Annotated in this window: 19 protein-coding genes; 12 read left to right on the top strand and 7 right to left on the bottom strand. The window is 34.1% G+C overall.

Annotation, left to right across the window (positions count from 1 at the left end; translation table 11 throughout):
* The coding region (locus tag BCI01S_RS20315) for a hypothetical protein (protein WP_218009481.1) at positions 1–273 on the top strand (273 nt) is incomplete at its 5' end.
* 38 nt (positions 274–311) lie between these two features.
* Here BCI01S_RS20315 and plsY read toward each other — a convergent pair.
* A complete protein-coding gene (gene plsY / locus BCI01S_RS20310) occupies positions 312–932 on the bottom strand; it encodes a glycerol-3-phosphate 1-O-acyltransferase PlsY (RefSeq protein WP_047944994.1) in 621 nt (206 codons plus the stop codon).
* A 176-nt stretch (positions 933–1,108) separates the two neighbouring features.
* The gene (locus tag BCI01S_RS20305; protein WP_047944993.1) at positions 1,109–2,785 is read right to left on the bottom strand and encodes a hypothetical protein; all 1,677 of its coding nucleotides are present in this window, start codon (positions 2,783–2,785) and stop codon (positions 1,109–1,111) included.
* 100 nt (positions 2,786–2,885) lie between these two features.
* Between BCI01S_RS20305 and BCI01S_RS20300 the strand changes: the two genes are divergently transcribed.
* The 6 genes from BCI01S_RS20300 to rlmD all read left to right on the top strand — a co-directional run bounded on the left by BCI01S_RS20300 (position 2,886) and on the right by rlmD (position 8,904).
* Positions 2,886–3,512, top strand: a complete 627-nt coding sequence (locus BCI01S_RS20300; RefSeq protein ID WP_309325827.1) for an RNA polymerase sigma factor — start codon at positions 2,886–2,888, stop codon at positions 3,510–3,512.
* Complete coding sequence (locus BCI01S_RS20295; RefSeq protein ID WP_047944991.1) at positions 3,509–3,979, top strand: anti-sigma factor family protein; 471 nt, start codon at positions 3,509–3,511, stop codon at positions 3,977–3,979. The genes BCI01S_RS20300 and BCI01S_RS20295 overlap by 4 nt, the downstream gene beginning before the upstream one ends.
* Positions 3,976–5,061, top strand: a complete 1,086-nt coding sequence (locus BCI01S_RS20290; RefSeq protein ID WP_047944990.1) for a hypothetical protein — start codon at positions 3,976–3,978, stop codon at positions 5,059–5,061. Before BCI01S_RS20295 ends, BCI01S_RS20290 begins: the two co-directional genes overlap by 4 nt.
* Positions 5,062–5,145: 84 nt before the next feature.
* Complete coding sequence (locus tag BCI01S_RS20285) at positions 5,146–6,063, top strand: hypothetical protein (protein ID WP_061800895.1); 918 nt, start codon at positions 5,146–5,148, stop codon at positions 6,061–6,063.
* A gap of 379 nt (positions 6,064–6,442) precedes the next feature.
* Positions 6,443–7,402 carry a diacylglycerol kinase gene (locus BCI01S_RS20280; RefSeq protein ID WP_061800894.1) on the top strand — a complete coding sequence of 320 codons (960 nt, stop codon included), beginning with the start codon at positions 6,443–6,445 and terminating at the stop codon, positions 7,400–7,402.
* Positions 7,403–7,536: 134 nt separating this feature from the next.
* Positions 7,537–8,904 (top strand): 23S rRNA (uracil(1939)-C(5))-methyltransferase RlmD, encoded by a 1,368-nt coding sequence (gene rlmD / locus BCI01S_RS20275; RefSeq protein ID WP_061800893.1) that lies wholly within the window; start codon positions 7,537–7,539, stop codon positions 8,902–8,904.
* 65 nt (positions 8,905–8,969) lie between these two features.
* Here the strand turns inward: rlmD and BCI01S_RS26055 are convergent, their stop codons facing one another.
* From BCI01S_RS26055 to BCI01S_RS20250, 5 genes are all read right to left on the bottom strand, one after another.
* Positions 8,970–9,101: an integrase gene (locus tag BCI01S_RS26055; protein WP_061800892.1), complete on the bottom strand. Its 132-nt coding sequence runs from the start codon at positions 9,099–9,101 to the stop codon at positions 8,970–8,972.
* A 427-nt stretch (positions 9,102–9,528) separates the two neighbouring features.
* Positions 9,529–10,512 carry a DUF3231 family protein gene (locus tag BCI01S_RS20265; protein WP_061800891.1) on the bottom strand — a complete coding sequence of 328 codons (984 nt, stop codon included), beginning with the start codon at positions 10,510–10,512 and terminating at the stop codon, positions 9,529–9,531.
* A gap of 675 nt (positions 10,513–11,187) precedes the next feature.
* Complete coding sequence (locus BCI01S_RS20260; RefSeq protein WP_061800890.1) at positions 11,188–12,357, bottom strand: site-specific integrase; 1,170 nt, start codon at positions 12,355–12,357, stop codon at positions 11,188–11,190.
* Positions 12,358–12,418: 61 nt separating this feature from the next.
* On the bottom strand, positions 12,419–12,883 hold the full coding sequence (locus tag BCI01S_RS20255; RefSeq protein WP_061800889.1) for an ImmA/IrrE family metallo-endopeptidase: 465 nt from the start codon (positions 12,881–12,883) through the stop codon (positions 12,419–12,421).
* Positions 12,884–12,887: 4 nt separating this feature from the next.
* Positions 12,888–13,217 (bottom strand): helix-turn-helix domain-containing protein, encoded by a 330-nt coding sequence (locus BCI01S_RS20250; RefSeq protein WP_082810107.1) that lies wholly within the window; start codon positions 13,215–13,217, stop codon positions 12,888–12,890.
* Positions 13,218–13,423: 206 nt separating this feature from the next.
* Here BCI01S_RS20250 and BCI01S_RS20245 point away from each other — a divergent pair, with 206 nt between their 5' ends.
* The 5 genes from BCI01S_RS20245 (at position 13,424) to BCI01S_RS25680 (ending at position 15,104) form a co-directional block, all read left to right on the top strand.
* On the top strand, positions 13,424–13,648 hold the full coding sequence (locus BCI01S_RS20245; RefSeq protein ID WP_061800888.1) for a hypothetical protein: 225 nt from the start codon (positions 13,424–13,426) through the stop codon (positions 13,646–13,648).
* A gap of 1 nt (position 13,649) precedes the next feature.
* On the top strand, positions 13,650–13,922 hold the full coding sequence (locus BCI01S_RS20240; protein ID WP_061800887.1) for a hypothetical protein: 273 nt from the start codon (positions 13,650–13,652) through the stop codon (positions 13,920–13,922).
* 133 nt (positions 13,923–14,055) lie between these two features.
* Entirely contained in the window at positions 14,056–14,703 is a 648-nt protein-coding gene (locus BCI01S_RS20235) for a Rha family transcriptional regulator (RefSeq protein ID WP_061800886.1), read from the top strand.
* Between the two features lie 94 nt (positions 14,704–14,797).
* Entirely contained in the window at positions 14,798–14,926 is a 129-nt protein-coding gene (locus tag BCI01S_RS26265; RefSeq protein WP_268874877.1) for a hypothetical protein, read from the top strand.
* A 1-nt stretch (position 14,927) separates the two neighbouring features.
* The gene (locus tag BCI01S_RS25680; protein WP_167555741.1) at positions 14,928–15,104 is read left to right on the top strand and encodes a hypothetical protein; all 177 of its coding nucleotides are present in this window, start codon (positions 14,928–14,930) and stop codon (positions 15,102–15,104) included.
* Positions 15,105–15,120 lie beyond the last annotated feature (16 nt).

The following is a 15,120-nucleotide window of genomic DNA, read 5'->3' as shown; positions in this document are numbered from 1 at the left end:
GTGAGTGGGGAATCAGCCAAAGTGAGTGGGGAATCAGCCAAAGCGAGTGGGGAATCAGCCAAAGTGAGTGGGGAATCAGCCAAAGCGAGGAGGAAATCAGCCAAAGTGAGTGGGAAATCAGCCAAAGCAGAAGGAGAATCAGCCAAACCACATCATCCCAGCAAGCACTCCCCACCACCAAAAAACTACAAAATAAAGGAGCTGCTCTCCAAAGAGCAACTCCCTTATTTGATTGCCAATCATTCGACAGTATTTCCCAGGAAAAGTTCATAATCAACAATTTTTTTAAAAAGCTTGTCCAAAGAAGGGGATTAGACAATCTTCTTCGGGTTAATTCGATCCTTTTTTATGTTTTTATCATTTACTTTAGGTTCTTTGTGATGAATAAAATTTATAATATTAGAGCGATGTAAAAAGATTAATAGTAATAAATACAAGAAAAAGAGCCAGTCATGCTGGATATCGGGTGAAAATAGTGCATATAAGAAAATGGTTATTCCAACAGAAATACTACCAAGAAACACATATTTTGTAATAAATATAACAGCAAAGAAAGCAAAATAGGAAATCAAAAATAGAGCAGGATTAGCAATGAGTAAGGTGCCGGCAGTTGTAGCGATCGCCTTTCCGCCGCGAAAACCTGCAAAGATTGGAAAACAATGACCAATAACAGCTATTAATCCAGTATACAAGGGATTAACATCTACCATTAATAAGTAGGGCAGACTTGCAGCGAGTGCTCCTTTTCCAACATCGAGCAGAAGAACAGCAATTCCGGCTTTTTTGCCTAATACGCGAATAGAATTAGTCGCTCCTGGATTATTGCTTCCATGTTTCCGAATATCAATGCCATAAAAAACTTTACCGATAATTAAGGCGGTCGGAAAAGAACCAATTAAGTAGGAAGCTAGTAGTAGAATAAGCAAATACATTACTCCTTTCCTATAAATGAAGTTTACTAGTTTAAAACACTATCTTTGTTCTCCTCTTTTATTCTATGCAGAAAGAGGGAGAAGTTTGTTCCCTTCTCCCTATATTATAAACAATAGATACTATTTTTTTGTTAAGTTCCAGTCTTTTTAGGTTCTTGCATCGGAAAAACTTTTAATTAATTTAATTCTTGATTGCTAATTTTTAATTTTTCAACCGTAACAATCATTTCTTCTGTATCCACATAATCTACGGTTAGCTGCATACCCTTTTCTAGGAAAATACTATATGGGAAATCATTTGATGAAACTTGGAAAATGGTTTTATTTCCTTCTAACATAAATTTAACAATCGTGCTATTTTCTACTTCTGCCTTATATACATAGTCGACAGTGCCAGTGATTGTTTTTTTGTCCGCGATATTGTTAGGAACTGTTTTATCATTCTTTAATAAGGTGACAAGCGCATATTTATAATCATTAAACAGCTTTGTTTTTTCTGTATGATAACTATAAACTTTTTCATCCTTGGCGTTGATTAACATAATTTCTCTTAGTACATGATTGCTGTCCATGAGCGGAACAACCCATGTGAACTGACCATAAATCGTATAGAGCAGCGGAGTGCCAGCCTCATATTTTTGAGCACGGAAGGTTTTCTCTGCAACATTTATGGCGGATTTTCCATTTAAAGATCCATTTGCCTCTGTGTAGAAGGTAAGAGCACCAGTACGAGCATTAAGCATCGAATAGCCGACCATGCTTCCACTATCTGATTTTGGACGTGTGAAGTCGGTAAACCAATGCAATTGTAAGTCTTCATTAAAAACACCATTTACTTCATTCATATCTTCCCAAGCAGTTGGTAGTTTCATATCTTCTTTTGCGAATAGTGTATTCCAGAAGCCATGAATATATTTACCATACCATTCATTCCAATCTTCCGCCACACTTGTAGGAATGACATGATCAATAAAATCAGGTATATTGTCCATTCCATAATCCTTTATTTCCCCAGTGGCAGGGTCAATAATATATATTCCTTTAATATCTACTATCTCACGGAATTTATTGTACTGACCATACGGCACGACATAATATGGTTTATCATTATCGTCTGGCTCAAAGCTGGCTTCAAGTAAAATTGTATCTTTATGCTTACTTCTTACTAATCTTTTTAAGTCTTTTTGGAAGAATGCAGAGGGCACATATTTCATGGATGATTTAACCAAAATGGCATCCTCATTTTCATCCTCTGCGCTCATTTTAATAAAACCAGGTACATCCTCCCCTTTGATCCATTTGAAGAAGCCGGTATATTCAATCGGTGTTACCCAATACAGATGATCATCAATTTTTTGCAAGGTAGAGGTTCCTAAATCGTAATAGGAAGGATGAGAAACCTCTCCAAGTTTTTTCTCACTTCGATAGCGTGCGTAGCTTTCAGGAACAACGACAATATGCTTTTCATTTGTGGAAACAGCTTCTTTATCAATAACGGTTGTTTTTTCCTGAACAAACTGATATTTATCTCCAGTAATCGTTAAAGGATAAATAAATTGGACATACAGGCTGAATAAAACAAAATACAAGAATAAAATTCCAGTTATTCTGTATCCCTTTACCTTTCCAAATAGTAAGTCTAAGAGTAAGAAAAAGGCAAGGAAAATAGAGCCGAATTTAAAGAGAGCCTGTAAAGAATGATCAATTAGTTGAAAATAATCAAGACAAAATATGATAAGAATCCCAGCGAACAAGCGAGTAATTTGAAAGACAAGAAATCTTTTTTTATTAAAATGACTTTTCCATATAAATGGATTCAGTGTTAAAGCTAGTAATGCAAATAAATAATGCATGCACATTCTCCTTTTGATAATTTGCTATAGATGAAATACGAAAGTAAGGCTAAAAAGTTTCATGTAATAATGATACTATTACAAAAGAGAGTCCATAATTATGAAAAAAATAAAAAACTGTAGGGGTATGACAATCCAGTACCGTCTATTATATAGAATGGCAGGAAAGGGGGGAGAGGCCATTAGTGATCAAGTATTAATTGAAAAGATAAAAGCAGGAAATGATCACGCATTTCGTTTGTTAGTGGAAAAGCATCGAGATTACTTGTTTCGTTCGATATACAGCGTTTTAAAGGACCAAAAAGAAGCGGAAGATGCTACACAAGAAGTGTTTATTAAAATCTATACCTCTCTCCCCAAATATGAGAATCAAGGATTTAAAACATGGATAACAAGAATTGCTATCAATCATGCTATTGATATGAGAAGAAAAAAACAAAGAAGAAAAGAAGAGATGGCAGAAGAACTGGAATCCCATATAGGAGGCTCTCAGACCGATGATGTAGAATTAGAAGTGTTGAGGCGGGAACGACAAAGACTTGTGCAGAAAAGATTGGAGGAAGTCCCCGCTAATTACAGGGACGTCATTTATGGTTTTTACATTCAAGAAAAAAGTTATCAAGAAATGGCAGCAGAACAAAATGTTCAAGTGAAAACAATTGAAACGAAGTTGTATCGCGCAAGACTCTGGATCAAAACGCATTGGAAGGAGGAAGAATTTTTATGACCGCACATTATTCTAAAGATTATTGGATGAAGTATGTAAAAGATGAACTAAGTGAGAAGGAAAGATCACTGCTTGAAGATCATTTGTATACATGCGATCAATGCTTAGAATTATATATAGATGCAGTAGACAAGCAAGAGGAGACCCTTCCTTCAATTTCAGATGAAGCAGCTTTTATGAATGATATTATGCAAAAAATATCCTATGAAAATATGGAGATAAAAACAATAGAAGAAAAGAAACGGCCTTTTTATCAGTCATCCATATTCCATTATGCAATTGCCGCGAGTCTTACTTTGATTCTCATGTCGGCAGGATTTTTTCAGTCCATTGTAAAACATACAGAAACAATTCAAAAAACGGAAGTATCTTTAAAAAATGAGCCGAAATCAGGTGGCTTAGTGGATAAGACATTTGCCTGGATGGATTCATTTGATGGTAGTAAGAAGGAGGAAGTTAAAAAATGAAAAACCCGATTGTTGCGACAATCTTAGCATTTTTTCCAGGTGGCGGCCTGTTCTATATTGGAAAAAAACTGCGAGGCTTTTTTTACGGGCTAGCAGTATTTGGACTAGCGTTTATGTCTATTGTGATATTTAGTTCAGGATACTTCAATGAGTTAACATTTATAGTAGTTTTTATTGGTTTTATTATCTACTGCATTAGTTTTATCGACACATTAATTACGACCAGCAGCTATTTAAAGAAACGAGTCAGTTTTGCTGCGGATTCTGAAACTGGGGAGACTGCGCCTATATTAGCAAAAACAACGGAGTCTGAGCGGTTTTATACGATTGTTTTATCGTTTGTCCCTGGATTGGGGCATATCCAGCTAGGATTAGTTTACCGAGGAATAACCCTTTTAACGACATTTTTAGGCTTAGGAATTATGATTATATTTATCGCGTTTCTGACCTATACAAACGAGTTCCTTCTGTTTTTAGCTATATTGCCAGTTATTTGGATTTACGGTTTTTATGACGTTTCCCAGCAGTTTAATAAAAAACTGAATGGAGAAAAGTTAGAAGATATTACGATTTTCCAAGACTTTGAAAAGAACAGAGAAGAAGGAAAGAAAAGCAAATTTATTGCGACCTTCTTATCTGTGTTTCCTGGAGCAGGGCATTTATATTTAGGATTACAGCAAAGAGGGATTCAGCTAATGGCTGCATTCTTGTTCTCTATTTTTATTCTTAATGAATTAAGGTTAGGACTATTTTTATTCGTTATTCCGATTATTTGGTTCTACAGCTTTTTTGATGGATTACAAAAGGCATCGAGAGTTGGAGAAGAGGAGTTAGAGGATACCCCTGTAATTGCTTATTTGATTAACTACCAAAAATGGTTTGGAATTGGTCTATTAGTAATTGGTTTATATTATTTAATGATTAATATTATTTTACCGATCTTTTCACCTATTATCCAAAATGTAATCAATGTGGATTTACGCTTTTTCTTTTATCAATATTTCCAGACAGGAATCGTATGTCTAGTTCTTATTATCGGTGGTATTCATCTATTAAAAGGAACGAAGAAGAAAAAAGTCTAAGTGGTTTATGGAAAGAGAGATTACGGCCTCGGTTTTTTTGAAGCTGTTTCAAATAGCTAAGGCCTTACATAAGGAGAGAAGAGAATGCGAACATGGCGAGTGGGCACTTTTTCGATGGGCTTATCATTAGTATTTCTTGGTGTATTTCTATTATTTACGCAGTTTTTTGATTGGAAAATAGTGACTGTTTTAAAAGTTTGGTGGCCAATTATTTTAGTTATTCTTGGAATAGAAATTTTATTGTACTTGTTTTCCTCTAAACAAGAGAAACCATATTTAAGCTTTGATCTTTTCAGTATAATTATAGTTGGAATAATTGGGTCAGCTGGGATTGCGATGGTATTTCTCCAATCATCAGGGATTATGGATATAGTGGAACAAGGGTTAAAAAGAGAGGAAGTAACAAGTGATTTACCTGAATTTAATTATGCAATGAAGGATGATATTAAAAGAATTGTCATTGAATCTGACAATCAGCAAAATCCAATTACGATTGAAGGAACAAACGATGATGTCCTTTCTCTATTTGGAACCTATCGAGCTGTTCAATCGAAGAAGAAGGATGTTTTAAAGCCGGAAGATTATCTGCTTGTATCGCAAAAGGGTGATACGTTATTTATCCGTTTAAAGCAATTGCCATATCGTGTTTCTGAATTTTACAAGGACTATGCTTCTATGAATACTACTATTCTTGTTCCAACGAGCAAAAAGTTAGATATTGTTGATTTGCAAAATGACATTACAGTAAATCCGCGTGATTTAAAAAACAATTGGACAATTAATAATGTTCCGCAAATTGATTTAATATTAGATGAAACAAAAAATGTGAAAGTCTCCGTAGATGATACACTCATTAACAATCGGGAACAGGAGGATTGGGAATTTCCAAATAAAGAAGAGAAGCATGTAGAAGAAATAACTACTGCATTTTTGCAAAAAGGGAAGGGGGGCTCATCCATTCACATTTTTGATAGTGGTACGTTAGATATAACAAATCATTAATATAAGGAGGAAAGATTGGAATCAGATGATTAATTTGAGGAAGATCTTTCTTTTTGAATAAGGCATTGTCTAGCGATTTTCTGTCTTTCTATTTTGTCAGAATTCCTCTAGAAAGGATGAATAGCTGCAAGGAAGGGCGAAAAAAAGTTAATCAAACGTTTGATTAATAGAAAAAAACAGGAATAAGAATGAGAAAAGTATGATGAACTAATAGATTGGGTTATAATGTGGGAAGATGCTTGAAACATGGACACTTAGCATGAAAAAGTTACATATCATGGTAATAACTAGAGTTAAACATTGCCTAAGCAAGTAGTATCGTATATGATGATGTTATTGGTTATGGAAAAAAATGAATCTTGATTATAGGATGATGAACATGAAAAGGGCAAGAATAATATATAATCCTACTTCAGGTCGGGAAGCTTTTAAAAGACATTTACCAGAGGTGCTAAAAAGATTAGAAGAGGCAGGGTATGAAACTTCCTGCCATGCAACGACTGGACCAGAGGACGCAACATATGCAGCGAGAGTAGCCGTAGAAAGACGATTTGATCTCGTCATTGCTGCAGGCGGTGATGGAACGATTAATGAAGTTGTTAACGGAATGGCAGAACAGGAATATCGTCCAAAGCTTGGAATTATTCCAGTAGGAACGACAAATGACTTCGCAAGAGCATTGCATATTCCCAGAGATGTCATAGGTGCAGTAGATGTTATAGCAAAAGGCGATACCATTCCGATTGATATTGGAAGAATGAATGACAAATACTTCATTAATATTAGCGGCGGCGGCCATTTAACAGAAATTTCTTATGAAGTTCCTAGTAAATTGAAAACCATGCTTGGACAGTTAGCATACTATTTAAAAGGAATCGAAATGCTGCCTTTCATTAAAGCTTCGCATGTCAGAATCGAGTATGACGGCAAGTTATTTGATGGAGAAGCGATGTTGTTTCTTGTAGGCCTGACTAATTCTGTTGGCGGTTTTGAAAAGTTAGCCCCTGGCGCATCCATTAATGATGGGTTATTCTCTCTATTGATCTTAAAAAAGGCAAACCTTGCAGAATTTATTCGAATTGCGTCCCTTGCTTTACGAGGTGAACATATAAATGATCCTAATGTCATTTATACGAATGCGAACCATATAAAGGTCAGCTCAGATGAGAAAGTACAAGTAAATCTTGATGGAGAATTTGGCGGATTACTGCCAGCTGAATTTATTAATTTATATCGTCACTTTGAGTTATTTGTGCCGCTTGAAGCGATTCGTGATGAAGACCGACCAGATATCAAGGATTATAAAGAGAAGTTACAAACAGACAATAACAAGGAGTGAGAGGAAGAATCCTCTCACTTTTTGTTTTGGATAATAATTAAAGATTATGCATAGACCAATGACGCTTTCCTCATAATATGATACAATTACCACGCTTGTTTTTTTCGGAAATCTCGACGTAAAGGAAGACGATAATGAGTAAAACATTACCCGTTCAAAAGAACGATATAATAGATATAGTTTTTGAAGATTTAACCCATGAAGGTTCAGGTGTGGCAAAGATAGATGGTTATCCCCTCTTTATCCCCAATGGACTTCCAGGTGAAAAAGCAACTGTAAAAGTAATTAAAACAAATAAGAATTACGGTTTTGGCCGCCTCCTAGAGATTAAAGAAAGAAGTCCCTATCGTGTGGAAGCCCCATGCCTTATTTACAAGGAATGCGGCGGTTGTCAATTACAGCATTTAAGCTATGAAGGACAATTGAAAACAAAGCATAAACATGTGAAGGATGTGTTAGAACGAATTGGAAAAATCAAAACGATTGTACATCCAACATTGGGGATGGAAAACCCTTGGCGTTACCGTAATAAATCCCAAGTGCCAATTGGAGAACAAGAAGGTGGCCTCATTGGTGGATTTTATCAACAACGCTCTCATCAAATTATTAACATGGAACAATGCCTCATCCAACAAGAAGAAAATGATTATGTCGTAAATACAGTAAAAGATATTTGTTCAAAATATGGAGTCCGCGCATATGACGAAGCTCATCATAAGGGAGATTTACGCCATATTATGGTAAGAAGAGGGCTGGTTACGAAGGAAATCATGATTGTCTTAATTAGCCGTACACAGGATATCCCCAATCGCAAAGCAATTGTTGATGAAATTGTTCAAAAAGTACCAAATATTAAATCGATTATCCACAATGTGAATAACAAAAAAACAAATGTGATAATGGGAGATGCTACTCGCGTACTTTGGGGAGAAGAGACGATTACGGATTTTATTGGCGATGTAAAATTTGCTATTTCAGCTCGTTCTTTTTATCAAGTAAACCCGGAACAAACAAAGGTGCTTTATGAGAAAGCATTGGATTATGCTGCTTTAAGTGGAGAAGAGAAAGTAATTGATGCCTATTGTGGAATTGGCACCATTTCTTTATTTTTGGCAAAAAAAGCAAGTAAAGTATTTGGAGTCGAAATTGTGCCACAAGCAATTGAAGATGCAAGAAATAACGCTGTTTTAAATGATATCCACAATGTCGATTTTGCAGTAGGGAAAGCAGAAGTAGTTATCCCCAACTGGTATAAAGAAGGAAATGAAGCAGATGTTTTAGTAGTAGATCCACCAAGAAAAGGCTGTGACGAAGCATTGCTGCAAACAATTCTTGATATGAAGCCAAAGAAAGTTGTCTATGTGTCATGTAATCCAGCGACTTTAGCTCGTGATCTGCGCATATTAGAGGATGGTGGCTACAAGACAGAAGAAGTGCAGCCTGTGGATATGTTTCCTCAAACGATGCATGTGGAGGCAGTGGCGAGATTAACGTTGGTATAACAAGGTTTTTTAAGCAAGGTATGTACACATTGACCACATTTTGACCACATACCTTGCAAAAAAACTTATTTTGAGATGAATTTCTCAAGTAAATCAACTGTTTTTTCTTTCATTAATTCAGTGACATGTGCATAAACATCACCGGTAGTTTTTATGCTGCTATGTCCTAAGCGTTCCTGTACTTCTTTTAATGTCATACCAGCTACCAGACAAATAGTTGCGTGAGTATGTCTAGTATCACGTCATGAAAGCGAATTTTGGGAACAGTAGCAATTTTTATTGAGTTGTTAACGATCTAGGATAAATGGGTTTTCGTGTTTGTGTAGCAAAAATCAAGTTAAGGGCCTCGTAACTGTTGTACGATTTGTGATAAAATAAATAATCCGAAATAATAAATAAATAAGCTCTCCATTTCAAGGAGTCAGCCAATCACCAAATATTTTCCTCATATTATGATTTATTGTATTCCTATTATTTGCAGTAGAAAATTTACTATAAAAATAATCATTTGGCCGCAACCCCACCCTCCTTGTATTACATTATGCTGAAATAGGGTTGTGGTATGAGGGTATATAAAATACAAACAGGAACACCAAGTCATTTGATGTTCCTTTTCTTTCTTATTTAGTTATTCATACTAGGAGGTTCTTCTAACCAACCTCTTTCCATCATTATTCGCGCTCCCTTTAAACCAAATGAGAGAACATCTTTCGCAAAAACTCCTGACTGAAGTATAGCATCGTTCCTCAGACAAAACACTGCTCCAAATCCTTGTCCACCTATACTAAATCCATTCAACAAATATGTGCAGAACATCATTAACTTATCTGAAAATGGAGCAGTAGTAGAAGATGTTACCTTTCTACTCACAATAGATGGTGTCAGAATATCACTGTTTAGCAGCATTTCCTCTGTTTCCAAATAAATTTTCTTTGCTAGTTCATACCCCTTTTGAAAATACTCTTTTACATCTGAATTGGCAGAAGTTTGAGCAAATCCTTTCATTAATTGCATCCCCAATACGTTTGATTCTAGTGAATGATAAAGTAATCCATACTCGACGACATTGAAGTTTCTTTTATTCCCAAAAATATTTGTTCCTTTCATATAGCTTGGATCTTCAATATAACTTTTTGAATGTGGCATATTTATTACAGGTGGATTCAACATTAATTTATGATCTAATAAATATTCCGTAAAATAATAATAATATTTCTGTGTTAACTCTGTTAAAGATCTATATAAATTAATAATGTCAGGTTGATAAGAGATGGTTGTGTGTAAAACATACATTCCCATGCTAATCTCTTTTAGGATTCTAGAAAACATAATATCAAAACCCTGCTCAAACAATACCGGAGCATCTAAATATACATCATCATTCGTAAAACCATTTGGTATTATAGCACCAGCACCCTCTAATATATTTCTAATTTCGTTAACTTTAGTATTCAATTTATCATGAAGCCCTTTCATTAAATCCTTCGCTTCTGGTTCTTCTGACTTTTCAATAAAATATTGTAGAAAACACAAAATCATGGTTTTCTTTTGATAAGTCGTCCATAAAGCTCCATATTCAACAGAAGTTAAAACTTTATTATTAACCATGCTGATACCTCTTTCTTATAACATCTATTTAATATAGTTAATATTTGTAAATGCTTTTAACGCTATTCTATATTTTTATACTTTTAACTATAAATAAGAAAAAGAAGCTGACCAAAGTCTCAGCTTCTCTTTCTTATTTATATTGTTTTTTTTCATAATTTTAGGTAATATTTTTCACTTTCAACATTGTGAATTTCCCAAGTGGTTCAAGTGAGAAGCTTCATATCCTATGAAACACTCTTGATGGTAATTTGCAGGTCGCACTAGCTTGCAGACTTGAGTATTCTTAGGATCATAAAAATGAATTTTGCCAAAATTAGAAGCTTTTATTACTTTATTAAATTCTTGGGTCCTCGTAGCTGAACGAAGGATTATTTTTCATTTTGTTTTGCTATGCTTTTCATTCCGTTTATCTTAATTTCCTCGGTCTTTTCAGTTTTATTGCTCATTCAAATTTAGTATTTTCTACCACTTTGACTTGATTAATTTTGTGGATAAACCATTAAGAAACAATAAAAATGGTTAGATTTTTTTCCACAAAAAAACTTTCATCTAACTGAGTAATAAAATTGTCTATTTTTCAATTTACGGTTTATAAAGTACAGCTGTTATGGAGATTAGAACTCACCACTCTCACAAACCCTTATTATATAAGTCTTTTAAACACCTATTTTATTATCTAGCCCCAAAACCAGCCCCAATTTGCTTTAACGCATTATCAAAGGCGGCAATTGATTCTTCTTCGAGATCTTTAAAAGAATGACCATAAATATCTAATATCATTTGTGGAGTGTTTCCTAATCTGTCAGCAATTACTTTCACAGGTATTCGTTGACTAATTAAAATAGTCGCATGAGTATGTCTTAGACCATGGGGGGATATGGTTTTCAGATTAATTTCTTTAGAAACTCTTCTCATGGAATACATGATAGTATTTTCAGTAATAGGAGTAGCAGTTTGATATGAGATAAATATAAAATCATCATTTTTTAATTTATATCCGAACGATAACTTTATCTCTTTGCACCATCTACGATATACTTTAAGTTGTTTAACCAGTTCCTCATTAATTAAAATAGCTCGGGTACTACGTTTAGTTTTTGGGGAACGGACACCTTTATTATCTCTAGTGCGTTTTACAGATAAGGTTTTATCTTCGAAATTAATATCTTCCCAAGTTAAGCCTAGCGCTTCACCTTTTCTTAATCCAGTAAACGAAAGAAGTAATATTAGTGAATAATTCGTTATATTTTCAACTTCTTTAGCTTGTTTAAGGAATTGGTTTAATTCTGTTGCTGTATAGAAATTATCTTTCGGTTCTTCATTTTCAATAGTAATTTTATTGAATCGATTTCTTGGTATTATTTCATCATCAACAGCTGCGTTAATAGCAACCTTAAATAAACGGTGAAATAGTTGTACTGTACTAGGTTTATATTTTTTTAGCAAAGTATTAATATACACTTTTTTATAAGTTGTTTTATCTAACTCAGCTAATTTATATTTACCCAATAAAGGTTTCATTTGATATTTTATGGCATTAGAACGCTGCAATTGAGAAGTTGGTTTCCATTCATTTTTATGAGTTTCAAACCAAATATCCAACCATTCACTTATGGTTAAATTATTATGCTCCACTTTCTTTATTTCCCCATCCATTGTGGATGTTCTTACTTCTAACAAAGCCCTATAAGCTTCATTTTCGGTTTTGAAATTTTGCTTTTTCTTCTCTTTTCTTTTTCCTGATGAATCATAATATTTATGACGATAACACCATAACTTTTCTTTTTTAGTATTGAAATAATAATATAGTTCGTTATCCTTTTTTGATTTGTGTAACTTCATAGTAAATCCCTTCTAGCGTGGACAGACACTTTTTAGGGCTTATGAAAACACAATCACCTCCTTAAAATTCTTCAAAAAATTCTACAACACTTAATGGATCAAAAGAAATCGTTAAGCCATCCACAATCTTAAAAAGCCCATATTCTTCTTTATAACGATTAATAGCTTCTTCTAAAAACTTTTCTGTTACATTAAGAAATTCAGCTAATTCATACTTATTTTTTATTCCAGCTTTATGGGCTTGTACAATCTTTTTTAAAGGAACAAGTTTTTTATATCCCCAATTTCTTGCAAGTTTCTCCTGTTTTCTATTCACAAGAGATTTTAAATCCAAGATATGACCACTTGTTTTTAGGTGATGTCCTATTTCTTCGGATAAAGTACAGTATTTTTCAGTAGATGATTGATCTTTATTTATCCATATAATTCTGTCACTATATAACCCTTTCATAGATGACGGTAGTTTTCTTTCAAATACATCTACTTTGTATGTTTCTGCTTCTACTAAAAGAGTCTCATAGTTCATAATTTTAGTCCCTAGAACGTCTGGATCTCACGAATTCTTTAAAGCGTTCAATTTCTTCTAGTTCTTCTTCAGTCCATTCTTCACCATCATGGTGTGCAGCAATTGTTTCAATTTCATAATCTTCGTCATTTGCCATTTTCTCTAATTGATCAGTAGTAATGTTAAGTCCTTTACACACTTTTAATACATTATCTACTGAAGCATTTCCGATTCCACGTTCTAACATTGAACGTAATGTTGTATATGGAAGATCAATACTTTCCGCAAAAGCTTTCATGGATGACGCTTTCTCATTTATTAAATTTCTTATAATTTCTGTTCTAACATCTTTCACTTCTTATTCTCCCCCGAGTCGTTTTTATACGAAAAATCGTATGTCTATAATTCCATTATATAGATAAAAGTAGAATTGTAAATAGAAAAAATACGATTTTGCATATTTTTTTAAATTATTTCGTTGACTTAATACGAAATTGAGTATATGATAAACACAAGATACGAAATTGAGTATCGAACTTAACAAGTAAAGGAGGTTTTAGCTTGTTAAATAACTTAAAGGCAGAGTTATCCCGTAAAGCACTTACTGCTAAAGATATTGCAGCACTTCTTGATAAGAGAGTTGCAACAATTTACGACAAGATGAATGGTCATTATTCATTTAGTTTCGAAGAAGCACTGCTAATAAGAGATCGGTTATTCCCGGAATTTACTCTTGAGTATCTATTTAAAAAGGAAAATCAGATAGCTCGAAAGGAGGTGATCTAGTTTGAACATTGCTGAAGTAAAAGTGAATGTTAACCAATCAGAAGTCAAATCTTATATTAACCAAAAATTAGAAGAAACATTAAGAGAAGCTTTATTTACTTGGGATTTAGATCAGATGTCCAAACGAACTTGTATGAGTAAATCATTCTTAGAAAATGAGTTTCTCCAGGATCCGAGAATGAGGTTGCTGGAGAGACGCAAAGAAAAAGGTAAAAGATTTTGGTTCTATGAAGAATCAAAACAAGTAATGAAAGAAATTATGGACGAATGGTAACAAATAAAAAAAGCGTGGACAGACGCAAATTTATATTATCCAAAGCGCTGTGAACCGAGCCAATGACGGTTAATGAAAATACTTATAGCAGAATAGACGGTAGCAACGTCAATACAGGAGAAGGAGAAACAAAATGAGCCAATTAGTTTTTGTAAATGACAATCAAGTATTCACAGATAGTTTGACAGTTGCAGAAGTGTTTGGGAAACGACACGATGTTGTACTACGAGATATTAGAAATTTGGAATGTAGCGAAGAATTTAATCTCCACAATTTTGCGGAGATCGATTATACGGATGAACGAAATAGAACATATAAAAAATACTTAATTAAACGTGATGGATTAGCATTTCTAGTATTTGGTTACACAGGTGCAAAAGCTGCTGAATACAAAGAAAAATACATTCAAGCATTTAACGCAATGGAAGAAGAACTAAGAAAACCCAAAGTACTTACAGATCGTGAACAACGTGTAGAAGCCTTAAAACTAACTTTAGAACACGAGGAAAAGCTGGTTGAATACGATGGCAGGCTATCCAAACTAGAAGATAACGTAAGAATAGATTCATTCGAACAGAATGCCTTGCAGAAGCAGATTAAGAAGCGAGTGTACAAAGTATTCGAAACAGCCAATCCGAATGGACTAGACCTAAAGAAATTGTTCCCATGCATCCACAGAAACTTTAGAGATGCTTTTGGAGTACCGACCTATCGTGACTTGAGAAAACTTGATTATGAAGAAGCCATTTCATGGGTGAAGACATGGAGACCATTAATATAATGGAACACATTGAATTGTTAGTTGTAGGTGTTCTTTTAAACAACATAGTTACATTAATACTTATATTTACAAAAGAAGATAGGAAGTGATCTAAATGAGCAACTATCAAAAATCAGAAATGCTACTAAACTTCGCATTTGAAATGACGTTGAAAGGACATCTTAAAAAGGCAGATTGGGCTAGGGAGAAAAGCCGTAAATATTATGAAATGAGAGTGAAATAACATGGAACAACAATCTAGAAAAAGAACAGACCTTATCGGTCAAACTGGTTCAATAAATAAAACATTCAAGATAATTGATGCAGTCGAAGGAAATTTTGGAGTGGATGTTAGGGTTTTAATAAAAGAAACAGGTGAAGAATACTGGACTCGTTTAGAAGATATTGAATTAGATCGTTAAGAAGGGAGTGAAGTAA

This window comes from Niallia circulans NBRC 13626 (genome assembly GCF_001591585.1).
Taxonomy (GTDB): Bacteria; Bacillota; Bacilli; order Bacillales; family Cytobacillaceae; genus Niallia; species Niallia circulans.
Note: the sequence above shows the minus strand (reverse complement) of the source record. Positions and strands in the feature narration are given on the sequence as shown.